The organism is Phycisphaeraceae bacterium (genome assembly GCA_020639155.1).
In the GTDB taxonomy this organism is placed as follows: domain Bacteria; phylum Planctomycetota; class Phycisphaerae; order Phycisphaerales; family UBA1924; genus JACKHF01.
The window spans coordinates 971,679-994,765 of record JACKHF010000001.1; the positions used below are offsets into that span (position 1 = coordinate 971,679).

The 23,087-nt window shown below is 56.6% G+C and carries 19 protein-coding genes; 13 read left to right on the forward strand and 6 right to left on the reverse strand.

Translation table 11 applies throughout. From position 1 onward, the window contains the following. Positions 1–38: 38 nt before the first annotated feature. Complete coding sequence (locus H6815_04215) at positions 39–1,481, reverse strand: hypothetical protein (GenBank protein MCB9859636.1); 1,443 nt, start codon at positions 1,479–1,481, stop codon at positions 39–41. A gap of 630 nt (positions 1,482–2,111) precedes the next feature. On the opposite strand from H6815_04215, the gene secG reads away from it, so the two are divergent. The 6 genes from secG (at position 2,112) to H6815_04245 (ending at position 8,452) form a co-directional block, all read left to right on the forward strand. Next, complete coding sequence (secG, locus tag H6815_04220; GenBank protein ID MCB9859637.1) at positions 2,112–2,789, forward strand: preprotein translocase subunit SecG; 678 nt, start codon at positions 2,112–2,114, stop codon at positions 2,787–2,789. Continuing rightward, positions 2,786–3,691 (forward strand): YicC family protein, encoded by a 906-nt coding sequence (locus H6815_04225; protein ID MCB9859638.1) that lies wholly within the window; start codon positions 2,786–2,788, stop codon positions 3,689–3,691. Before secG ends, H6815_04225 begins: the two co-directional genes overlap by 4 nt. A gap of 632 nt (positions 3,692–4,323) precedes the next feature. Then, a complete protein-coding gene (locus H6815_04230; protein MCB9859639.1) occupies positions 4,324–5,550 on the forward strand; it encodes a hypothetical protein in 1,227 nt (408 codons plus the stop codon). A 176-nt stretch (positions 5,551–5,726) separates the two neighbouring features. After that, a complete protein-coding gene (locus tag H6815_04235; protein ID MCB9859640.1) occupies positions 5,727–6,392 on the forward strand; it encodes an OmpH family outer membrane protein in 666 nt (221 codons plus the stop codon). Further along, positions 6,370–7,422: a UDP-3-O-(3-hydroxymyristoyl)glucosamine N-acyltransferase gene (locus tag H6815_04240; protein ID MCB9859641.1), complete on the forward strand. Its 1,053-nt coding sequence runs from the start codon at positions 6,370–6,372 to the stop codon at positions 7,420–7,422. The genes H6815_04235 and H6815_04240 overlap by 23 nt, the downstream gene beginning before the upstream one ends. A 31-nt stretch (positions 7,423–7,453) precedes the next feature. Next, positions 7,454–8,452, forward strand: coding sequence for a UDP-3-O-acyl-N-acetylglucosamine deacetylase (locus H6815_04245; GenBank protein ID MCB9859642.1), 999 nt, complete (start codon positions 7,454–7,456; stop codon positions 8,450–8,452). Here H6815_04245 and H6815_04250 read toward each other — a convergent pair whose 3' ends face one another. Continuing rightward, positions 8,453–9,370: a metallophosphoesterase gene (locus H6815_04250; GenBank protein ID MCB9859643.1), complete on the reverse strand. Its 918-nt coding sequence runs from the start codon at positions 9,368–9,370 to the stop codon at positions 8,453–8,455. A gap of 433 nt (positions 9,371–9,803) precedes the next feature. On the opposite strand from H6815_04250, the gene H6815_04255 reads away from it, so the two are divergent. The 6 genes from H6815_04255 to H6815_04280 all read left to right on the forward strand — a co-directional run bounded on the left by H6815_04255 (position 9,804) and on the right by H6815_04280 (position 16,764). Next, the gene (locus H6815_04255) at positions 9,804–10,709 is read left to right on the forward strand and encodes a hypothetical protein (GenBank protein MCB9859644.1); all 906 of its coding nucleotides are present in this window, start codon (positions 9,804–9,806) and stop codon (positions 10,707–10,709) included. 260 nt (positions 10,710–10,969) lie between these two features. Next, entirely contained in the window at positions 10,970–13,642 is a 2,673-nt protein-coding gene (locus H6815_04260; GenBank protein MCB9859645.1) for a hypothetical protein, read from the forward strand. Between the two features lie 122 nt (positions 13,643–13,764). After that, positions 13,765–14,913 carry a DNA polymerase III subunit gamma/tau gene (gene dnaX, locus H6815_04265; GenBank protein MCB9859646.1) on the forward strand — a complete coding sequence of 383 codons (1,149 nt, stop codon included), beginning with the start codon at positions 13,765–13,767 and terminating at the stop codon, positions 14,911–14,913. A gap of 29 nt (positions 14,914–14,942) precedes the next feature. Then, positions 14,943–15,530: a hypothetical protein gene (locus H6815_04270; GenBank protein MCB9859647.1), complete on the forward strand. Its 588-nt coding sequence runs from the start codon at positions 14,943–14,945 to the stop codon at positions 15,528–15,530. Between the two features lie 35 nt (positions 15,531–15,565). Continuing rightward, positions 15,566–16,006, forward strand: a complete 441-nt coding sequence (locus H6815_04275) for a kinase (GenBank protein MCB9859648.1) — start codon at positions 15,566–15,568, stop codon at positions 16,004–16,006. Further along, positions 16,003–16,764, forward strand: a complete 762-nt coding sequence (locus H6815_04280; protein MCB9859649.1) for a guanylyltransferase — start codon at positions 16,003–16,005, stop codon at positions 16,762–16,764. Before H6815_04275 ends, H6815_04280 begins: the two co-directional genes overlap by 4 nt. On the opposite strand, the gene H6815_04285 is transcribed toward H6815_04280, so the two are convergent. The 3 genes from H6815_04285 to H6815_04295 all read right to left on the reverse strand — a co-directional run bounded on the left by H6815_04285 (position 16,761) and on the right by H6815_04295 (position 19,272). Next, positions 16,761–17,906: an NAD(P)-binding domain-containing protein gene (locus H6815_04285; GenBank protein ID MCB9859650.1), complete on the reverse strand. Its 1,146-nt coding sequence runs from the start codon at positions 17,904–17,906 to the stop codon at positions 16,761–16,763. The two genes, H6815_04280 and H6815_04285, sit on opposite strands and share 4 nt — an antisense overlap. 102 nt (positions 17,907–18,008) lie before the next feature. Further along, on the reverse strand, positions 18,009–18,287 hold the full coding sequence (locus H6815_04290) for a hypothetical protein (GenBank protein MCB9859651.1): 279 nt from the start codon (positions 18,285–18,287) through the stop codon (positions 18,009–18,011). Positions 18,288–18,348: 61 nt separating this feature from the next. Then, positions 18,349–19,272 (reverse strand): hypothetical protein, encoded by a 924-nt coding sequence (locus H6815_04295; GenBank protein MCB9859652.1) that lies wholly within the window; start codon positions 19,270–19,272, stop codon positions 18,349–18,351. A 174-nt stretch (positions 19,273–19,446) separates the two neighbouring features. Here H6815_04295 and H6815_04300 point away from each other — a divergent pair, with 174 nt between their 5' ends. Further along, positions 19,447–21,924, forward strand: a complete 2,478-nt coding sequence (locus H6815_04300; protein MCB9859653.1) for a hypothetical protein — start codon at positions 19,447–19,449, stop codon at positions 21,922–21,924. Positions 21,925–21,926: 2 nt separating this feature from the next. On the opposite strand, the gene H6815_04305 is transcribed toward H6815_04300, so the two are convergent. Continuing rightward, complete coding sequence (locus tag H6815_04305; protein MCB9859654.1) at positions 21,927–23,069, reverse strand: LOG family protein; 1,143 nt, start codon at positions 23,067–23,069, stop codon at positions 21,927–21,929. Positions 23,070–23,087 lie beyond the last annotated feature (18 nt).

The following is a 23,087-nucleotide window of genomic DNA, read 5'->3' on the forward strand; positions in this document are numbered from 1 at the left end:
ATTCAACATGATATTCGGATAACCAGTCGCCTGGTTTTTCACTGTTGCCCAGCGCTCTGCGTGACCGGCAACAGCACCATGTCGTAGATCTGAGAACTGGTCTCGGTGACGCTGATCGCGATAGACGCGGATTCGTACCCTTCAGCAGCAAAGTCGAGCACGTGCTCGCCAGGCGGGAGCACCATGTGATATCTGCCGTACTGCCCACCGGAACGGGCTGTCTCGCCATGCTCGTATCCAGCATTCGGCAATGCAATCGTCGCGTTGATCGGGTTGAGTGTCACCGCGTCGTACACGCGGCCTGAGATTGAGATCGGACGATGCAGCATCGTCAGCAGTCCGGGAAACACGCTCTTGGCATTCCCAACCGCTTCAGGAAATGGTGGATTGAACGATCGTCCAATTTCCCAGAGTGCCGCGTACGACCCGTTGTGGCTCATGTGGTAATGGATGTTTCCTGCGAGACAACACGACGTGCGATGGCGTCCCTCCATGCCGGAGTTCTCGCTCAGCCTGATCGCCTCCCGCTGATAAAAATCCTTCAACGGGAACGCCCAGCATCCATACCCGAACCGCACCTCACCAGCGAACGCGTGCAGGTCCGCAACCTTTGCAAAGCACTCAGCTTCTGCGAACGCGAGCATGGTTTGCGTTTCGGGTTCGCTTGCTGCGCTTGGACCAACATACGTCTCGGACTTGGCGCGATTCGAACCTGCGCACGCCTCACCCCAGCCGAACGGATAGTTGCGATTCAAATCAACGCCGAATGTGCCGTCGCCGTTGTCGCGCCGATTCTTTCGCCACATCCGATCCTCTGTGCATGCGTAGTGATACCCATCCGGATTCCACATCGGCGCAATCCATATCTCATGATTGTTGACAATGTTTGTAATCGAAGGATCAGCGTTGTAAAAGCTTGTAAGCTGATCGATCGCTTCGAGCGCGCTCATCACAGCGGGAAGCTCGCGCGCGTGATGGTTCGCAACGATCAGGACAGCTGGCTCGTTCTCGCTCACGGATGGGTTGTCAGAAATCTTCACAGCAAAGAGATGACGCCCCTCGTGTGTTGCAGGGGTGCCCAGACGCTCTGTCAGATCGACGTATCTGCATATCTCGGGATGTGTTTCAGCAGCCTTGAGCATGCGCTCGTACACACCCTCAAGATCGGGGTAGCCATCAGGCAGCGCAGGCTTTGGCGCTATAGTTACTTCGAGTTGTGCGCTAGGGGATTGCTGTTCAGGCTGAGCATCGGTTGGGTTGTCAGGAACGGGGCTGGTAGGGATTGGCTGCTCGGGTTGGGAAGGTTGAACTTCAGGCTGATTCGAGCCCTCCTTCACATTCGGTATGTTCTGCAGGTGCTGGTACCACACGGCCCACGCCGATGCATGACTGACCTGAGCAGCAACGGGCGAGGCTCCCCCACAGCATGCAATAACTCCTGCACACACACGAACCCACCAGAGATGTTTCCACGTGCCCATTGAGCACCCCTTCATTGACTGGCAGTATTCTTCATGCATCGGCTTGCGCAACGGGCAAGCCGGTCGAAACACAAACCACTTTGTTCTCGGTCGTACAGTGCAGATACCATCATACCCGAAGTGAGCGATTCGCCCGATCCCGGTATTCCATCCACTTCTCAATAGGCCCCAAGAATGACAACAAGAGGCAAAGACAGCTGGGACAGAACGATTCCACGGAGTTTTGTCATCAAGTGAATAAGTTGTGGAAAAAATATAAAGACATTTGTTCACAATGTGGAAAAATGGCAATAACTTCGTTGAAATCGACCACACTAGAGGGTTTTTGGGCTCTTTCAGACATGGTGAAGCAACGACAAAGCCACAGTAATGGGGGTGTGAAAAAACAGTGGAAGGCACAAACAGATCTTCCACTTTATCCGACAATCTATCCGCTCTTTGTGTGTTTCCTGCACAAGGAACCGGCAGGCAGCGCGATACGGCTTTTCATTCAGGTTAACCTGAAGCGGATCCCGCGTTGAAATCGCGAACTTCCAACCCCCAAAGCCTAAACTTTGCGTTCCACCGTGTCATCCTGACCGCAAAGCCGAGCCGCACGTGGCTCTGGGAGATGTTGATTCCATGTCTATCGTGACGCAATGTACTGCGCTGAGTCTGGCTGTTTTCCCAACCTGGATGGTTGGCGGGCTTATCGCCCTGCTGGTAGCCATCTGCCTGCTGCTCATTATGACGGTGCTCATCCAGCGCCCGTCCGGGGGCGGTCTTTCAGGTGCGTTCGGCGGCGGCGGCGGATCCGGGCAGACCGCGTTTGGTGCAAAAACCGGCGATGCGCTCACATGGGCCACTGTCATCATGTTTGCGTTGTTCCTGACATTCGCAGGCGTGCTGAATATCGGTATGGCGGATGACACGCCGCAAACGCAGCAGACAGCGCAAGACCCAACAAATCCTGAGAACAGCGCACCGCTTGATCTCGATCTTGGACAACCACCTACAACAGAAGATACCACCGGATCCACTGATCCAAACACACCTAGCGAGAACGCTGGCAACCCAGCGGAACAACCACCTGAACAGCAGCCTACGGAGCAGCAGGGCGAGCAGCCAACATCAACACCTACAGGGAATCCCGAAGCACCAACCAACGACCCCAACACACCAACGACAGATCCAGCGACAGACCCCACGACACTTCCGGCAACTCTCCCTCCAACACAGCCGCAGCCTGATCCTGCAGTTCCTCCGTCAAATACCCCGACCGAGCCGCCCGCTGGCGGGTCAACTGGTGGCGGAGACCTGCGCTTATGATCCAGTCGATGACCGGGTTCGGCGCAGCCAGCGTGGACAACGAGGGCGCGCACGTCACGATCGAGATTCGCTCGGTCAACTCCAAGTTTTTGAAGATTAACCTGAGATTGCCCGAGGACCTTGCAAGCGCAGAACCCGAGCTTGAGCAGGTAATCCGCGCACGTATCAGTCGTGGCACGCTGACTGTGCGAGCAATGTGCAGCGCACTTGCAGCGGATGCTGCGCACATGGTCAATGAAGCCGCGCTGAAGCGATACATCGATCATTTGCACACTGTGATGAGGCAGTATCCCGACAACACGATGGGGCAAACATCGATGGACATGAGCGGGATGCTTCGTTTGCCGGGCGTACTTGTGCCACCGGACGCCGAGGGTGTCATACCCGACGCGCTGCGCGATGCTTCGAAGCAGGCCCTTGAGAAGGCGATTGATGCAATGATCGAGATGCGCGCCCGCGAGGGCAGTGCAATGGCGAACGAACTGCTGTCCCAGATCAACGTGGTCCGCACAAATCTTGAAACCATCAAAGCCAGCGCCCCCAACGCGACACTTGAGTTTGAAACGCGCCTGATGGCACGCATCGAGAAGCTGCTGGAACGTGCTGGCGTGAAGGGCGCTGAACCCGCTGACATCGTGCGAGAGGTCGCAAGCTATGCAGAGCGTGTTGACATCAACGAGGAGATATCGCGCCTGTCAACGCATCTTGACCATTTCGAAACCCTCCTGAAAGACAACGGCGCAAAGCCGGTGGGCAGAACGCTCGACTTCCTCAGCCAGGAGATGCTTCGCGAAGCGAACACGATTGGGTCAAAGTCGCCCGATGCTGCGCTCGCCCACGCGGTTGTCGAGATCAAGGGCGCGATCGATCGCATCAAGGAGATGGTGCAGAACATCGAGTAGCGTGGCGTGGGAAGGAAGTACACGAACCCAGCAGTTTCCGTCATTGATCTGCGTCTCCAAATCCTGCACGTGGAAACACACGAAACTGATTGAGCGCGCTGTTTTTCACATCATGTGGAAAACACATCCGTGCGTGGCAACACACGTTCTTTTTGGACCTTTGCGTCCGTGTAACCTCTGACAAACCAGAAACTTGCAAAAACGCGGGCTGTAGACAGAATGGGTCTTCGCGCCGAAGCGAACCTCGGGTACACTGGCGGCAGGAAGAGAGAGAGGGACCAGTAGCGCGGGAAACCGCGCCACGACTGGGGATCACGCGGTGGGTTGCCTCCTGCGTCGTGTGATCTATGTCAAAGTTGTGGGCCCATGGCGTGCCCGCAGGTTTGGTGTACCCAGCCAGGCCTCGCGGTCGCTGAATCAGCGATCCCGGCCTTTTTGCAAGATTGCACCTCTGGCTGCAAAGCCCTGTGCTGACACGCATTTGCGGCGCTGCTTCGGATCCTTCTTTCGGGAACAAGACCCCGGTCTCACTCGTTACCATCTCATCAAGCCGTGCTACGGATGCCGAACGTGTATCCTGCCGGGTATCAGTGTCTCGTGCCGATGCGGTATCGTGTAGAATCCTGTCAGTCATGTCCGCCTCGCCCATCACATCCTCTCTTCGAGCTGTCGGTCTCAGCAGAGCAACCAGCACGGTTGTGCTTGTAATGTGTGCGGGGCTTTGGACGTCAACAGCCATCGCGCAGGTCAATGCAACCGATCGGGATGTATCGCACCGCAGCACAGCCCAAACGAACAATCAGTTCCAGCAGAATGCGAGCAGCGACGGGAAGCGCCCGGGCGATCCGGATGCAGACCATGCGGAACAAGCTGTCACCAACGAACTCATTGCGCACTTGTGCAGGGAGTTGGGAAATCCAAAGTGGATTATCCGCGACGATGCGCAGACAGAACTGTCGAGCATACTTCGCCCCTTTGGCACCGAGGAGCAGCGGCGCCAGTGTGCCGTTGCACGCGCCATGCTCATTGAACATCTGCGCGAGGTTCGGGGAAACGTGGAGTCCCGCAATCGTGCGCATGTGCTGCTCAAACACGAGTTCAGGATCTCGCCGCGTGCTGCCATGGGAATCCAGTTCATGCCAGTGAATGGGCGCCCTGCTGTTTCAAGAACGATTGGCGGGTTTGATTCCGAGCGCGTGCTTCGTGCTGGCGATACGTTTGTCAAGTTAGCAAACGTTGCTGTGACAACGCGCGAAGATGTGCAGGCTGTTATCTGCTCGCACCTGCCCGGCGAATCATGCGATGTTGAAGTGATTCGCGATGGCAAGTCGATAGAAACAAGCCTGACACTCGGGTCTTACACAGATCTGAATCAGGCTACAGAAATACTAGATCCAATCTTTGAACTCGGATGGGCATTGCGGCTTGCAAGACTCACCAGCGCCGAACAGACTGAGCCCGTTGTGCCGCAGGAATATGCGCCCGATCTTGATCCGCTCAACTCGAATCCAGTCAGTCAGCCCACGACCCAGCGACTTGCGGATGCGGATACGGCAAACGACGTGGCCCAGATCAATCTAGGTCTGATGGCTGGAGGTGAGAGCGGTGCTATTGATGGGAGCAGATACCGCGATCAGCGACAGGCGAGAGAGGCTGAATACAGAGCAGTTGACAAATCGATCCAGCTTCTTGAGAGGAAAATCGAGTTGTGCAATACCGCTCTCGGCGATCAGAAACAGACAAAGGCTCAGCAGGCCGAAACAGAGGCTCAGAAACGAAGGCTTGAACGTGATCTCAACCGCCAGTTGGAGCGCAAAGCAAATCTTGAAAAGCAGCTCGGGCTCTCCACATCCCGCTGAACCAGTTTCTATAAAATCATTGTTTTTCAGCCCAAACGTCGGTTGCAGCGCATCAATGATGCGGTCACGCCTGCGGTGCATACGCTTGGCACGCTGGCGGGACAGACTGTTTCCCATCACACACGCAGAACAACCCCGATGGTGCGAATCGCACCCTTATGTGGAGGCTTACACGAATGAAATCCACGTCATCATCGATTGACACACCGCGCCGATCCATGCGGATCGCCCTTCCTTGGCTCGCTGTTGCACTGGCTGCGGGCATGTGGTTCATGACGCGCGAGTCGAACGCATCGCGCAGAACATTTGCCCCGCCGACATCGGTCGCCCTTGTCAATATCAGTGTCCTGTTTGAGTCACTTGATGAGGCAGAGGCAAGCGAAAAAGCACTCGACGCGAAACTGGAGCGCTGGGTCACAGAGCAGGCAAAGGCTGCAGATGCGTATCGCGCTGCCGAGGAAGAAGTGAAACTCCAGACACCGTGGTCGGTTGAATGGATCGAGACACAGCGACGCATTGCAGAGTACGGTGGCAAGCTGCAGAGCCTTGACACAGTGCTCAAGAGCCTGAAGTCCCGAGATCGAGGCGCGATGTACCGAAGGATGTATGCGAAGGCTTGTGTCGAGATCGAGAAGATTGCAGCCGCCGAGGGATACGACATTATTATGCTTGATGATCGCACATACTACGAGCTCGATAATGAGGATCGCTGGGGAACGCGAACTGCCGCTGAGACATTCCTCGCGATCACATCACGCCAGATCATCTATGCGAAGAACTCGGTTGATATCACCCAGCGCGTCATCACAGCGATGAACAATGCTTTCCACGCTGGCAACTGATCGCACGCTGGAGATCCACACGTTGACCAGCGAATCAACGAAGAGTCGATTTCCCATGACAACCGCGAGGCTGGCCGAGTTGTTGCACGCAACACTCGACGGCCCCGAGGATGTCGTGATCACGGGTATTGCCGGGCTTGTGGATGCACAATCCGGCGACGTGTCGTTCCTGCGCTCGTCGAAGTTTGCAGATCAGTGTGCGATCTCACAAGCGAGCGCGTTCATTGTGAGCGATGGCGCGCTCAACGGGCACGCGTGTGCAAAGCCTGTTCTGATCGTTCCTGATGCGGATCTTGCGGTGATCCAGGTGCTGACAGCACACGAGAGCAGGGCTGTCGCGTCAGGCATCGCTCCGGATGCCTGTGTACATCCGAGCGCAACAGTTGATTCGAGTGCATCCATCGGTGCCCGGTGCGTGATTGGTGCGGATGTCTATATCGGTGCGCACACCATGTTGCACCCGGGCGTCGTTGTCGAATCCGGCTGTACCATCGGAGATCACTGTGACATTCAGGCACATGTTGTTGTCGGCTCCGATGGATTTGGCTACCACTTTGACAAGGCTCGCGGCGCGCTTGTCAAGGTTCCGCACATTGGGAACGTTGTCATCGGAAGCTATGTCGATATCGGCGCGGGAACATGCATTGATCGTGCAAAGTTCGGATCCACTATCATCGGCGATGGCACGAAGATCGACAACCTTGTGCAGATCGCTCACAACGTGGTCATTGGCAAGGGGTGTATCATTTGCGGGCAAACGGGGATAGCTGGATCTGTCAGAATCGGTAGCAACGTCACAATCGGTGGCGGTGCATCAATCAAGGACAATGTGACCATCGGCGATGGCGTATCCATTTCCGGAAGAGCTGGCGTCATCACGGATATCCCCGCGGGCGAAACGTGGGTTGGTGCCCCGGCGTATCCCGCAAAGGCGCACCACCGCAGGAATGTCGCGCTGGGGTTTGTAACAGAGAACATCACCGCACTCAAACGCCTGCTGGAAGAGCGAAGTCAGCCGGACGAGAGCTGAGATATTCGGCCGACCGCTATCATCACCAAGCATGCACTCGCCTTCCCGCACAACGCTGAAGCACGCTGTTGAAGTTTCGGGCGTTGGTCTCTTTACAGGCGCTCCTGCAACACTGCGTCTTTCTCCATTCACCAACCCGGCAATCGAAGCGACCTGCGGGGATGGTGCGATGTTCGTGCGGAGTTGCACAGGGTATCGGTTCGTCTTCCGACGCACTGACACAGGCGCAGCACCGTGGTGCGTTGCAGGCCCCGACGTGATATCAAGGACTCCGATCCATCCGGCATTTCGCGAGATGCCTCCACGCTGCACGAGCCTTGATCTGCGCGTGTCCGGGCACGACTCAGCCGAGCAACCTATTGCAACAGTTGGCACTGTGGAGCATATTCTCAGTGCGCTTGTCGGCATGGGCATCACGGACGCGTTGATCGAAGTTGATGGCCCCGAGGTGCCGATTCTGGACGGGTCTTCGCTGGCATTTGCAGCACTGATCCATCAGTCGGGCACCCAAACACTTGATGATGAGATCCAGCCGATTGTCGTTCGCGAACCGGTCGTTATCGAGCGCAACGACACACGCATCGAAGTTCAGCCGAGCAATACGTACAGCTTGACCTATTCGCTCGATTATGGTGCGTCGTCGCCTATCCGCAATGGTGTGTGTTCGTGGGTTAACGATGATGCGGACTCGATCGAGTCTGATACGGCAGTCGTTGCGACGGGACGGGACGGATATGCGTCGCTGGTTGCACCCGCGCGTACATTCTGCCTGAAAGCTGAAGCCGACCAGATGCAGCGCGCCGGGTTCTTCAAGCATCTCACTACTCGGGACATGCTGGTGATCGATGGCGATGGTCCGATCGATACCACATACCGGCACCCGCAGGAATGCGCACTACACAAGCTGCTCGACCTGATCGGTGATCTCGCGCTGGCAGGTGCTCCGATCCTCGGGCACATCGCAGCTTCAAGGACCGGACATGCTGCCAATCACGCGATGGCGATTGCTGTAGCCGAACAACGCAAATGACTACCAGTACCCGATCTGCTCGATCGTGTGCGTGTGGGATGACTGTGCACGCATCCAGCCCTGCGAGAGTGAGTAGATCGGGAGCTGCCTGGGGCAGAGGAAGCGAACTGGCAGATGCCCCTCTCCGATCCCGCGCGTGATCGCGCAGAGTGTTTCGCTGACTCTGATGATGCCGGTCGCGTACTGGTTTGGAATATCGCACGACGCGTGCGCAACCATGCCGGGCAATGGTCTGATCTGCCCGCCGTGCGTGTGACCCGCGAGGACAAGATCAAACCCGAGTGAGGAGGCTGCAAACACACGTGTCGGGTAATGGGCGAGCAGCACCCGCATCGGTCTCTGATGCGCTGTGGGTATCGAGATGCTGGCTTGCGCCGAGTTAAGCTTCGATTCGAGTCTGTCAACAGCCAGTTTTACTGCCAGCACATCGGCTGGATAGTGATCGCCGCCCAAAATGAGATCGGGTGTGGCGTCCTGACCAGGCTCAATGATCCCGGCCTGAACTGAGATACCTACAGCACATCCCCCCGGCTCGTCACACCCCAACCAGCGGATGCCCGGCACTCGACGAAGGACCTCTCGTCCACGGGATGTGTCATGATTTCCGAAGATGCCGAAGGTGCCCAAACGAACATTGAACATTTCAGTGAGTCGAGACAGGAGATGGGCTGCTCGATGCTCGTCCCTTGGATGATCCATCAGATCACCCGTTACCACAACAAGATCAACGGGGAATGCGCACGCTTTCTCGATGCGTTTCCAGCCAGAACTGCGGACATTCCAGCGTCTGACGTGGAGATCCGCAACATGCAGGATGGTCAGACCGTGCAGGTTCGGTGCAACCGCGGGGTGCGCGAGCCCGTATATGCCCGATGGCGCTGGGGGGATGGGCTTGCGGGTGCTTACGACATCTCGCACGCATGGATCTCCTCGGTTTGTCACCGGTGTCATCGTGGATGGGTTGTTGAACCGGGTTCACAACAATCGGCAGAATCATCGTTTCTGCAGATGTTGATGCAATTCGGCTGCAATATGACGGCACAGGTGATAGGATAGATCACGAGCAGGGCATACAGTAGCTGCTGCTCACAGGGTCGCGTTATCGGCATGCGATGCCGGGCAGACCCGGTTGGTGTGTGAATGGTTGATTGTGGTGTTGTCACCTCTGGTGAATCGAACGACAATGTCTGGCTCTGTTGCAGGCGCAGGCCGCACAACACAGTCAGTGTGGAACCGAATGCGGCGCGCAACAGTCAAACCGGAGATGGATGTTCCGGTCAATCGCGCTGCTGTAACGTCTCAAGATGTGATTGCCGGTTGATCCCGGCAGATTTCACTCGCGGAGTGTGTCATGGCGAAGATTTTCTACACAGTCGAGGAGACCGCAGCCCGGCTGAACATGTCCGAGGATGAAGTGCTCAAACTCGGCGAGTCGGGACAACTCACGACATACAAGGACCGCGACAAGATCATGTTCAAGGTCGATCAGGTCAACGTCTTTGCTGGTGATGAACCAGATCTCGGTCTTGGTCTTGATGAGTCTGGCATCTCACTCGATGGCTCAGGCATGCTCAACGGTGTGTCGAACAATGGCGCATCGGGCAGTCAGATCCCACTTGCTGATTCGAGTGAGGGTATCTCGCTTGTTGACGATGCGATGGAAGCATCCGGTTCTGTATCGCTCGCGAGTGATTCGGGCTCCGGGTTCGGTATGGAGAACCCATCTGATCAGTCCGGCATCAGTGTGTTTGAAATTGATGACATTGATGACGGCGCGGATGCTGCTGAGCAGACGCAGATTACAGACACCGCAGCGCTTGGTTTTACATCCCTTGATGCTGGTTCATCCGGCTCGGGAATGCTGGATCTGACACGCGAGGTCGATGACTCACAACTCGGTGGCAGCTTCGGCGGATTTGAAGATGTTGCTGCACCTGCAGCTGGTGCTGCCGTTGCGACATCTGCGTTGTTCGAATCCACCGGCACAGACACCGACACAGACACCGCTCCAATGATGATGGTTGCTGGCGAGAAGGTCGAGCCCATGTGGTCCGGGCTGGCAGGCGGCGCAGCGCTCGGCATGATCATGTTGATGGTCGGTGCGATGGGCGCAGCCATGGCTTCCACCCTCGGCAGCTTCCCCGATCTCTTCGGGTGGGCGACCGATTTGGGCATGACAACCGTGCTCGGCATCGGTGCCGGTGTTGTGGTTGTGTTTGCTGTGCTTGGCGCATTGATCGGGAAAATGGTCGGCTGAGCGGTTACAACGTGCGATAACTTCGTTGCTCCCCCTCGCGTTGAGGCCTGAGGAAACATTGATCAGTTCCTGTGGGATGCTTGGAATCCTCGTTTTTCTGCTGCGCCATCCTCGTTACATTTACATTTCTTTGTTTCTTTACACCCCAGTTCTGGAAATCGGTTAGATTTTATCGTACAGGGCGTGCCGTGGTTCGTGCACCCTCACGTGCGAACCGGTGCGGCACGCTATCAGGCGAGAACAGAACCGGGAGAAACGTAATGAAACAGATATCTGCAATAACGCTCGTATTCACGTGCGGCTTGGCATTCTGTGCACCGTCATACGCACAACAGCTTGACGGAACAGTGGTTGTTGACCCCCATGCGGGCTCGGCAACATACACGCTGCAACTCAACGGACCAAGACAGGGAATCGGAGGCGATCAGTTCTTCAATATCGAAGGAACGAATAACGGCAACTTCTATGGATATGGTGTGCTTCGCTTTGATGCTGCATCCAACCTGTGGTACTACGCAAACGATCTTTATGGAGTTAATAACTGGTATGTTGACAGTGTCACACTCAATCTGACCCAGTCCAACGCGGCGTTCACCGCAGATGGCGGCATGCATATCTACTTCTCGTCGGATGGTACAACGGACATCAAAACTCCAAACTCACCTCTCACAGTTCCGTTTTTCAATCCGGGCGCGCAGATTCCGGTGGGCAATGGCGGATCCCCTATCTGCCAGTACAACTTCACACAAGTCGCAAATGGGCATGTTGACACATACGACCAGAGCGGTGGTCCCAACGGCGCCAGCGAAGCAATGCAACTCATCCCCGAGATGGTGCAGGCACTGCAGAATGGCGACGTCTTCTCTCTGGTGTTTGTTGACAACTCGCCCGACGTTGCAGCAACCTATCGCGGACAATGGGCATCACCGACCGAGGCGTCGCCCGAGCTTGCAATTACGGTAAAACCGCTCAACTCACTCTATTGCTACCCTGACTGCGATCGGAGTGGGTCATTAAATATCTTTGATTACATCTGCTTCGGAAACGCGTACGCCGCACAAGATGCCTATGCCGATTGCGATGGCAGTGGTTCATTCAACATTTTCGATTACATCTGCTTCGGGAATGCATATGCAGCGGGATGCGCTGGTCCGATCACCTTCCCACAGGGTGTAAATCTTCAGCACACGGCTGGCGCACAGATCCAGCTTCCACCGATTCCGCCGGACTTCTTTGGTCCTGGATCTGAACCCATCCCCGTCTTGCCACCATTGTGTTTCGTTGGTGATCCAATCGGCACATCCGGCGCATTTGAGCTGGGCAATACTGACACAATCATTCGCAGGAATCACGAGTTGAGTCTTCCCGATGTTGATTCAGCCACACCGGTTGAGATCGAACTCGTTGAGCTTAATCTTGTATCATGTCAGCCCATCCAGGTGAACGTCAACGGTCAGCCGACACAGTGGGACGTACATGTAGCGCTTAATCCAGATATCCCACTTGAGCCGGGGACGATGGTGTTCCATCGCGACGCACCGACAAATGGCGGCTTTGACTTCCAGCTTCCTATCCAGCCATTCTTTGTCTTCACGCAGGTACAGGGCACGGGTGAGGCTGCGATGCCCGGACCGGTTGTCAACCTGCAGGGCGGGGGACAATGGGAGCAGCCGAGCATTGTAACTCCATCGCCGATTTACTTCGGGCCTCAAACAAACACGGGGCCGCGCATCATGTTCATGACGGGACAAACTCCTGCATCTGCCCCACTGCAACTGCACTTTGACTGGGACTTCATTGCCCCGCGTCTGCCGGACCCGCCACCACTGATCGACCCGAGCGCAATTGTTGATCCGAGCGCGCACATCGCTCGTGGCGCGAACATTGGGCCGAATACATTTGTCGGTCCGAATGCAGTCATTGGCCCGTTTGCTTCGCTGCAACAGGGCGCACAGGTTCAGCAGGATGCAGTGCTCGGCGCGAACTCTCATCTCGGACAAGGTACCACACTTCACCCTGGTGCAATCGTCGACAGCGACTGCCAGATTGGAAATGGTGTGCAGATTCGTCCGAACACTATCATCGGTCAATCTTCCATCGTGCAGGATGGCGTGCAGATCGGTCAGAACTCGTTTTTCTGGGGTAATGCACAGATCGGAGCGCTGACGACGATCGGTGCGAATGTTGTTGCTGAGCGATTCCTTACAACGGGACAGGGTACGGTCATCGCGAGTGACCTTTATCTTGCCGAGAACGCATCCACCCCTGCTGGCTCAAGTGTTGTGAACGATCTCTTCAGGTGCTACACCCAGTACAACAATCTGAACGTCTTCCAGACACTGACATTCTTTGACTGTGAACTGCAGGACGGCTGGGTTGCTGGCAATGTGAAGGTGAACGGGCCGGTCAACAACAAGAAGAAAGGCAAGAACCCGAAGAGTGGCGAGCAGATGGATCCAAACAACCTGCCCAACACGCTCGCAAATCTGCAGGACGATGTCAACACCGCTGGCGGCGGCGGGACGCAGCCACCCATCAAGGATCGTGAGTACAAAAAAGACACGTACGACTGCGATGACTTTGCCGACGACATGGAGCAGGAGCTCGAGAATAACGGGTACAAAGCGACATTCACGTGTGTCTGGCTGATCGGCGAGCGTACATACTGGAGCTGGTCGCAACTTGATTATGTGACCGAGCGCATCCCGATCTGGGGACACGCGATTTCAGACGTTCACCTGAACGGCAGGCTCGTCTTTATCGAGCCGCAGACAGGCAGGATCGGACTTGGATGGCTCGATCACGACGGTGACGGTGTGATCGAATACACCACCAACCACAACAATCTGTGGGCACCGACTGATGGCGAGCTTCGCATCGAGGTGTATGAATCACGGGCCGCTGCCGAAGCTGCTGGCGTTATCATGGACTGAAGCATAACGCAGTATGTGATATGTATGAAACCTGCCCGCCCGGAGACACAATGTCTTCGGGCGGGTTTCTCTTTCAGTTGGCAGGTTTCGTATGCCCCTCAGGTGCCCTATTCTCCGGTGTCATGGCATACACCGTTCTTGCACGCAGATACCGATCGAGGGACTTTGCCGAGCTTGTCGGCCAGGAGCCGATCGCGCGCACGCTTCAGGCGGCGATCGATCAGGACCGCGTGGCACACGCCTACCTCTTCTGCGGGACGCGGGGCGTGGGCAAGACATCGCTCGCTCGCATCTTCGCCAAGGCGCTCGCTGGCGGGTCTGACGAGGTCAACGCTGCGATCATGGGTGGCACTGACACCGACGTGATCGAGATCGACGGCGCATCGAACAACAAGGTCGAGGAAGCCCGCGATCTGATCGCAAACTCCATCTACACACCCCTTCGCGGTGGCAAGAAGATCTACATCATCGACGAGGTCCACATGCTCACGACGCAGGCGTTCAACGCGCTGCTGAAGACCATGGAGGAACCGCCAGCGCACGTTGTGTTCATCCTTTGCACAACCGAACCGCAGAAGGTGCCGCCGACTATCCAGTCGCGGTGCCAAAGATTTGATTTCCGCAACATCCCGATCGCGAGTATTGCCGACCACCTGATGAATGTGATCGAGCAGGAAGGAAAAACCGCTGAGCCGGAGCTTGTTCACTCGGTTGCAAAGCTCGGCAACGGGTCGATGCGTGACGCGCTGAGCCTGCTCGATCGCGTGATGGCTGCGGGGCAGACGAATCTCACACAGCAGATGCTCGACGAGTTGCTCGGCTTGCCGGAACGGGAACTGGTAACGGGTGTGCTTCAGGCGTGCGCCGAGGGCAGCGCAGCTGGCGCACTGGAACGCGCCAACGACATGCTCTCGCGCGGGACGAGCTTTGAGCAGGTGCTCGACTCGATCCTCGAGCGCGTGCGCGATCTGATGGTCATCCGCGCTTGCGGCGACAACACGAAGCTGGTCGAGATCTCCGATAGCGCACGCGAGGACGAGGCGAAGCTTGCTGCCAACTTCAGTGTGGCCGGGCTCACGCACATGATCGCTTTGACAGAGTCGATGCAGCGCGCGATCAAGTCGAGCAGCTGCCCGCGAGCGCTGTTTGATGCGTGTGTTGTGCGGCTCGCGATGACCGAGCACTTTGCCGACGCAACAGCGGTTGCGCTGGGTCGCGCTGAAGTGAACGTCAGACCGATGTCACGGAGCGCCCCCGCGGGAAAAGCGTAACGGCGGCCGTCGAAGCGAAGTCTTCCGATGTGTCGCCGCAACACAGCAGCCCGTCCAGCGCGCAGGCGCTCGCAGAACATCTGAAGAATGTTACAGCGCAAGCCTCGGCAGGTGCAAGCGTTCGAGGCAACCGGCGCAAGCCCATCAGCGATGACCTCGTCGATGGCACCGTGCCCGCGACGGACGATGCAGCGATCGCAAACCAGAACCGGATAGCGTGCAACGAGTCCTCGATGGACGAGGTCTGGGAGATGGTGGTCGCCGAGATGGCAGACCGCGTGAAACTGTCCGCGTTCTTCTCGGGCGCGCGTCTGCTGTCGATGGACGACGAAACAGCGAAGATCGGACTTCCCGAGCGCGCGATCGAGTACGCCGAGCACGCGATCGATGAGCTTGCACAGATCATGCGCACGGTCACCGGCAGTGCGCGAAAACTGACACTTGAAGCGATCGCCGACGAAGTGCAAACAATCGAAGAGCAACAACCCGAGAAACCGAAGGAAATTTCGGACGAGGAACTGCTCGACCATCCCGCGATCAAGCGAGCAATGGAACTGTTTTCAGAGCAGGGGCCAATCCCCGAAGAACAAGAGAACGACGACGACACGAGCGAGTAAGCGGGAACACGATGGAGACGACAGCTATGGAAACCATGCACGCAGTCATCTTCATCGGGATCCAGGCAAGCGGGAAGTCGACGTTCTTTCACGATAGGTTCGCTCGAACACATATTCGCGTGAATCTGGACATGCTTCGGACGCGCCATCGCGAGAAGAAGCTGATCGAGACATGCCTTGATATCCAACAGCCGTTCGTCATCGACAACACAAACCCAACGAAAGAGGACAGGCTGCGGTACATCCCGCTCATCAAAGCATCCAGTGTGCCCGTAGCTGGATACTACTTCCAGTCGCAGATTGGCGAGTGTCTTGCCCGCAATAACACCCGGCACGAGCAGGATCGAATCGACCAGCGCGGCGTGCTCGCGACGCACGCAAAGCTTGAACTCCCGTCATATGACGAGGGATTCGATACGCTGTTTTATGTAAAGATGGTGGAAAATGGGTTCAGTGTTGAGGAGTGGCAGCGATGAAGTTCGACGATCTTGATACACGCATGCGCCTCTTTGAAACAGCACACGACCATTGCGTGCTCCCTGGTATCCACATCGTTGCGCGCCTCGACGGGCGCGGCTTCACAAAGCTGACCAAGGAAACGCTGGAGCTTGAAGCACCGTTTGATGTGCGTTTTCGCGATGCGATGACCGCAACCACCGAGCACCTGATGGAGTGCGGGTTTCGCATTGTCTTTGGGTACACGCAGAGCGACGAGATATCACTCCTGTTCCACCCTGAGGATGCTAAATACAACCGGAAGCTGCGCAAGCTGAACTCTGTGCTGGCGGGCGAAGCGAGCGCAGTATTCTCGATGCGTATGAGCTCGGTTGGTGTGTTCGACTGCAGAATATGCCAGCTTCCCTGCACGAAAGATGTGGTTGATTACTTCCGCTGGCGGACTGAGGACGCGCACAGGAACGCGCTCAACGCGCATTGCTACTGGAAGCTCCGCAATGATGGATCGTCGGTTCGCAGTGCAACATCACACCTGATGGGTATGAGCGTGGCAGAGAAGAATGAGCTGTTGTTCCAGCGCGGGACCAACTTCAACGACCTGCCCGTGTGGCAGAAACGTGGCGTGGGACTGATGTGGGAGCACTACGAAAAGAAGGGACAGAACCCACAGACCGGCAAAGAAACAACTGCCCTGCGCAGGCGTGTGATGCAAATACCCGAGCTTCCGTTTGGCGATGAACTCAGCATGTTCATACCTCCGCTGCTCACAACAGACTAGCTCTCCGGCAGCGCATCGAAGTGGTGCGCATCTGGCGCGTGATGGTCGTGTGCGCCGGTAATGTGCTCCACAATGCGATCGACGTGGACGTGGCTTGTCTCGATGAACGATGTCACGCCGCGCAGCTGCGTGCCCGCGCTGGCGGTGCCTGCGACGTATATCCCCGGCACGTTCGTCTGCATCGTCGTGTGATCGTGCGACGGCGCTCTGCCCTCGCCCTCGAGCGCAACACCCGCGATCTCGAACAGATGCGGATTCTGCCTGTACCCCGTCAGCAGCAGCACAAAGTCGGCATCCACCGAAATCTCTGTGCTGTGTGTCTGCGCACCAGCGAGTGTCACGATGCGTTCGTCGATGCGCACTGGAACAGTGCTGGGATGCCAGGCAATCTGCTGCTTGTCAAACAGCCACTGGATCTCGGGATACAACCAGTACTTGATACGTTTTTCATCGAGTGCTGCGCCGCGATAGCTCATCGTGACTTTCGCGCCGCATCGCCACAGGCGAATAGCTGCTTCGACCGCGGAGTTCTTACCGCCAACGATCAGCACGCGCTTGCCAAAGTAGACATGCGGATCATCGAGAAAATGCGAGACGTGCGGGAGATCCTCGCCTGGGATATTGCACATGTGCGGCAGGTGCATATCACCGATCGCCAGCACGATGTGGTTTGCGTGGCACGTTGTCTTTGGTGGCAGATGCACCGCGTCCTCATCGTGCAGCAACTCAGCAGGGCCGCCAACGCCGTGCGACGAGTGGATGGTGCGCAGTGTGAACCGGTGCGTGTGCGTGGTATCGTGCCGCTCGATCGCGACAACACGCTCATATGTGCGGATATGAAGATCGTGCTGCGAGACCACACTGCGCAGATAGGACAGGTACTGCTCGCGCGTTGCCTTTGACTGGTCCGGTGTGACCAGCGGAACACCAGCAACTGCGATGCGCTCGGGCCCCGAGAAGAACCGTGTGTCGGGCGCCCACCATTGCATGGTTGCACCGATCTGGCCCGCTTCAAAGACCTCGTGCGGAACACTGTGTTGCTTCAGCGCAGCTGCGAGTTCGATGCCGATCGGTCCAGCGCCGACAATCGCAACATCTGTTGAGATTTCCTGCGCGTGCTTGCGGCCTGTGTCATTCGTCATTGATCCTCCGCGGTTTGCCGCATTGTAGAAGTCAGACAAAGCAGGCCCAGGGATAGTATTCTCTCGGCTTTGGATAACGGTGCATGTTCACAGACGCTTCTCTCAACTGCGTCTGATTCGATCGACAATACATCTGAGTGCGAAGGGGAACAACAGGTTTGTGCCCGGATCAAAGAATAACCCAACCAGTACCACAACAACAGCCCATCGCGGCAGTCCGGATGGAGCACCAATCACCACACCAAGCACAACGAGCAACAAGCCAAGAAATGGGATGTACGATATCGATTGCTGGCGTTGCCGATTCACACACAATGCGTAGATATTGCCTGCAACGACTGCAAGACCGAACAACAGCATGAGAGTTGCGACGTAGATCATCAGGTACTCAGATGATACTGCGCGCAGATGTGGTCAGATTCTTCGAATGCTCGGCCCCAACTTACGGCGTGTCGATATTGATCTCTTCGGACGCAACTCGATTCGATGCGCGCTCAGTGATGCACGTGATCTCCAGCTTGCCGTTGTTTGCGCGGATGTTCTGGAGCCTGATCATGCGCCCGTCCTCAAGGCGCACCACCGCGTTGTGGAGCATGGGACGCTTGCCCGCGAGGATTGACGCGATGACTGTGATGGGCGAGTCGATATCGGTGTCAAGATCAAGCTCTGCCGATGCTGCGGGAGAGTTGAGGTTCTCGCCGTTGGCTTCGGCAGCACGGAATGCTGCATCGATCACCATACTTCTTGGCACAGGAAGCTGGCCAGCAACTGTGCGTTCTGCACGCATCCATAGCGAGCCATTCTCGTCAAGCTCTGGGCGGAGGGTGAGCCAGTAGAACTTTTTGTTCCGGCCGCTGGCGCGACTCACGCCGAGCATGATCACACCGCCACGAAACTCGGCCTGGATCTCGCTGACATCAGTCGGGAGTGTAACATGGGCTTCTGAATCCAGCCATTTGGGCAGTTCAACGCTCAGCCACGCGTTGGCGAGTTCTGCATTGAGTGCGATCCGCCACGGCTGCGTCTGGTATCCACCCTGTTGGACAATATCTGCTTCCTCGTCGATCGGGCGATCCACACGATGGGCTTCGGTGATCAGTGCGTTCTGGAGACGGTTGGCAGCGTCAATCGTGGCTGGCTTTGTCGGATCAACACTTCGCCACCAGTCCGGCGGCTGAAGGCTAAGCCAGCGGAGGGCAAACCCGAGCCCAACGATCATGAGCAGGCACGCGGTGACCGAGACGCCGACAACGTGCCTTTTGCGAATCGGAAACGTGTCCGCATCCGCTTCAGACACCACCACCGCACCCGGAGCGGGTGCTCGCGCGGTCCGCTGGAGCGGCGGCTGGGTGGCGGGATTGGACATCAGTACAGAAATGCTCGCAGCGACTCGGCCCGGATCAACCCTCTGGCCCTAGAAAGACACAATCAACGGCTGTCAGTTCCTGATTTTTTCGCATGGCATGGGGATTCCAGACGTCCCAAGCCCGGACATTTTCAGGTACGATGCAAAGCAAGCCACCAACACAAGGTTTTCCACATGACATCAACATATCGACGCTTCTGGCTGGGATTGTTGATCTGGAGCGTGATCGCGCTATTGACACACCGCGCCTGTGGACAGAGCGATGCGTATGCAAATCTTTTTGCGTTTGATCGCGATGTGCAAGCCCAAGCCGTACAGGACATCGTGGCTGATTGCGATGATTGTGTACCCAAACTCCTAAAGACCTGGAAGGAGACGGATCGACTGGATGTGAAGATCCATCTCGCGGACGCGCTCGAGCAGGTAGGGGCATCGTGTACAAGCTCACTCCTCGCGTTTCTCGAAGATGATTTAAGAATCTCACAGACCAGCGACGTTGATCTGATCGCACGTGTGCTGACCTCGTTCGGGCCAGACATACTGCCGCAGATCAAAGAAGCAGTGTGCAGCACAGACTCGTTTTCGACAACACTTGATGTTGCCTTCGCTGTTGCACAGCAATGGGACATCGATCATGTCGGGTTCGCGCGGTGGGCTATCGAGAACACAACAGACAATGCAAAGTTCGACATCTGGCGCGGATGTATTCAAAACCTGCCACCTGAGGACTTTGTGCCACTGTTCGTTGAGTTGATCGATGATGGAATCTATCCCGGCACAGACTACTTTGACTGGTCATTTCCCGAGTTTTCAGATCGCGCAAAGCAGCTGTTTCCAGGGCTGTTTGCGCAATACCAATCAGATATTGTTCGACTCGTCTCAGAAGGAAGTGATACACAACGTCGGGTTGCGCTCGCTGCGTATGCAAGAAACGGGATGTACAACATCGAAGTAGACACGATGCTGCGCGAACGCACTGCCAACAAGGCGCTGCCCTGCGACAATCGCGTCTTTCTGCTTTGGTGCCTGCTGTGGCCCAGCGAGAACCACGCCGACCTTGTAACGCTCATTGAGCAGTTGCTCGACGAATGTCCGGACAGCACGGCCGAGATGGTGCGTGGCCTTCCAGCAGACTCTGTCTCGCTCGAACTGCTGCCGATGTTGATCAGAAGATGCCCTCTCAAATCAAGCAGTATTAATGACTATTACATCTCCGACACACTTCGTCTGCGCGGTCGTGACGCAGTTCCTGTGCTCTTTGAGGGCATGCGCTCAAACGACTCCGAGTATGCGACAAAGTGCGCCAGCGTGCTTGGCCAGATGTACTTTGATCAGCCGAATCCGCCAGCCGTGCCCAACCCTGACCCTGAGATTGTTGATGCGCTTCTTCAGATGCACCGCGACCCCGCGCTCAGAGACCTTGCGCTCATCGCAATGCAGAACAAGTCCCTGCTGTTGGCAAATCCACCGTTGCGCGAAGTTGTTCTGCCACTCATGTTCGATGGCTCGATACCAATGAACTCATCGCTGCTCAAGGAGATGTACCACAAGCGAATCAATCACGACACAGTGCTCGCGCACATGCGGGACAAATATCGAGGTATCGACCCAGCGAATCTGACGGGCGCAGATCGCCGGGAATACTTTGTGTACTTCCCTCATGCTGCAGCAGTGCCGGACCAAGAGCAGTTCATCGCCGATGCTCGCGCGTTGTGGCAGACAGCAAAGGAAGACCATGCAAAGCGTGCTGCACATCCGGACAATGTGAACGACCGCCCCGCGTTCGACTCACCCAGCGTGAGACTGACAAGGATCTTTGAGACACTGAAGCAGGTCCATGCACCGAGCGAAGATACCGTCAGACTGCTCCTTGATATGACAATCGAGTGGGAACGATGCCAACAGGCATCTGCTCGTGGAGAAACCTGCACGACGTTTTCTCTCAGTCCAAGCTTTCCCGAGCAGGTGCTTGCAACATACCTGAAGCACACACCTTCATACTGGCCGATGGTGCTCGATGCACTAAAGAACGAACGCTGGGCACTGGTCGCTGTGTTCCCGCATGATTCATTGGGCATCGGCCTGTTCCCTGATCTGGAAGGGCCCGAGCTTCCACCCGAACTCATGAACCAGTTCGCTGATGCGCTGCTGTCGTCGGCACCATCGTACGAAGAACCGGGCAGCAAATCTCATTTACGGTATGAGTTCGAATCAGATCTGATCCTCTATGTTGCAGCAATCAACTGCATCCACACTGACGATCCTCGCAAGCTGGCAAGACTCAGCGAGGCGATCGAGTTCGGACCGCAGCGCGTTGCAACGCTCGCGCTCAAACGCGTTGGCAATATAGACAACCGCTCACCTGAAATGATCTCGGTTATCAGAAAGGGGCTGTCGCACGAGTGCTCGTCGATGCGGATCGCTGCGATACAAGCAGCGACAATGCTTGATACAGAAGCAGCAGCGGAGTTTATCGAGCCGATCATCGAAGCGACGCTTGCGCCCGATGTCAGTGGCATCATCGTGATATCAGCACTCAGACTCTTCGAGAAACACAAGATTGACGATCCGCGTGTTCACGCATTTATTGATGAGTTGTACCGAAGAAACTCAGATCTTTTCTTTCATGTCCGCGTAACTCGCGTGAGATAGCCTCAACCCATCACATCGAAGCTGTTGATCCGATCAATCATCGCACGGAGCAGGCCGAACTTGTGCTTTGTGTGTGTGAAAACCAATCGTGGCAGATCCAGATGCACCTGCTCCTGCGGGAGCGCGTCCTGCTGGGTGATGGTGCCTTCCTCGATCAGCACACCAAACTCATCGGCCAGCGCGCTGATGTCCTGCTGCGACAGCTTGTGCTTGATGCGGATGACGAGCTGATCGCCGACGTATCGCGATGAGTGGTAGTTGCGGTAGAACCGCTGGATGTGGTCGCACGCGTCCTGCGCCGAGTGCGAGATGTGGTAGAGATGCAAGTCCTCTTTGCTGATGAATCCGCCATCGAGGAGCGCTGTGCGCACCCACGTGTCGAACTTCTCCCAGTAGGTGTTGCCCGCGCCCTCGAGCAGCACAACGGGCATGATGGGCGCTTTGCCGGTCTGGATGAGTGTGAGCGCCTCGTAGGCCTCGTCCATCGTGCCGAACCCGCCGGGGAAGAGCGAGATCGCCTGCGACTGCGACAAGAACATGAGCTTGCGCGTGAAGAAATACCTGAAGTGGATGAGCTTGTCGTCGCCGGTGATGACGTGGTTGGCGGTGGTCTCGAACGGCAAACGGATCGCCACACCGAACGATTGTTCGCGCCCCGGGCCGACGTGACCAGCCTGCATGATGCCGCCGCCAGCGCCGGTGATGACCATCCAGCCGTGGTCGGCCATCATCTTCGAGAACTCGACCGCTGCAATGTAATCCGGATGGTCCTCGGGCGTGCGCGCCGAGCCGAAGATCGTGATCTTCTTCGGCTCCGGGTATCGCGCAAACACGCGGTAGGCGTATCGCATCTCCTTGACCGCTGCGGAGACGAGCTTGAGCTCGCCCGAGTGTCTGCCGTCGGGGATGAGCTTAATTGCTGAATCAATAAGATCGCGAACCAGGCTCGCCTCGTACGATTGCGTATCTGCGCCGACGCGCTCGAGCAGATCGTTGATCTCATCAGAGAACTCGGACTCGCGGCGTGATCGCTTGCGTGATGGCGCGCGCTCGGGCTCTGACACAAAGCTCTCGAACCCGCGCTCTGTGGTCGGGCCTGAGATGGGATCGCCGGACTGTTCGTTTGGATTGGTGTCGTTGTTCATGTGGTACTTCGTGTGAAT

Coding starts and splice junctions, on each gene's coding strand:
- H6815_04300 (MCB9859653.1), top strand. CDS start 19,447: ATGACATCAACATATCGACGCTTCTGGCTGGGATTGTTGATCTGGAGC.
- H6815_04260 (MCB9859645.1), top strand. CDS start 10,970: ATGAAACAGATATCTGCAATAACGCTCGTATTCACGTGCGGCTTGGCA.
- H6815_04240 (MCB9859641.1), top strand. CDS start 6,370: ATGCTTTCCACGCTGGCAACTGATCGCACGCTGGAGATCCACACGTTG.
- H6815_04225 (MCB9859638.1), top strand. CDS start 2,786: ATGATCCAGTCGATGACCGGGTTCGGCGCAGCCAGCGTGGACAACGAG.
- H6815_04295 (MCB9859652.1), bottom strand. CDS start 19,272: ATGTCCAATCCCGCCACCCAGCCGCCGCTCCAGCGGACCGCGCGAGCA.
- H6815_04285 (MCB9859650.1), bottom strand. CDS start 17,906: ATGACGAATGACACAGGCCGCAAGCACGCGCAGGAAATCTCAACAGAT.
- H6815_04290 (MCB9859651.1), bottom strand. CDS start 18,287: ATGATCTACGTCGCAACTCTCATGCTGTTGTTCGGTCTTGCAGTCGTT.
- H6815_04255 (MCB9859644.1), top strand. CDS start 9,804: ATGGCGAAGATTTTCTACACAGTCGAGGAGACCGCAGCCCGGCTGAAC.
- H6815_04215 (MCB9859636.1), bottom strand. CDS start 1,481: ATGGGCACGTGGAAACATCTCTGGTGGGTTCGTGTGTGTGCAGGAGTT.
- H6815_04305 (MCB9859654.1), bottom strand. CDS start 23,069: ATGAACAACGACACCAATCCAAACGAACAGTCCGGCGATCCCATCTCA.
- H6815_04280 (MCB9859649.1), top strand. CDS start 16,003: ATGAAGTTCGACGATCTTGATACACGCATGCGCCTCTTTGAAACAGCA.
- H6815_04275 (MCB9859648.1), top strand. CDS start 15,566: ATGCACGCAGTCATCTTCATCGGGATCCAGGCAAGCGGGAAGTCGACG.
- H6815_04245 (MCB9859642.1), top strand. CDS start 7,454: ATGCACTCGCCTTCCCGCACAACGCTGAAGCACGCTGTTGAAGTTTCG.
- H6815_04230 (MCB9859639.1), top strand. CDS start 4,324: ATGTCCGCCTCGCCCATCACATCCTCTCTTCGAGCTGTCGGTCTCAGC.
- dnaX (MCB9859646.1), top strand. CDS start 13,765: ATGGCATACACCGTTCTTGCACGCAGATACCGATCGAGGGACTTTGCC.
- H6815_04235 (MCB9859640.1), top strand. CDS start 5,727: ATGAAATCCACGTCATCATCGATTGACACACCGCGCCGATCCATGCGG.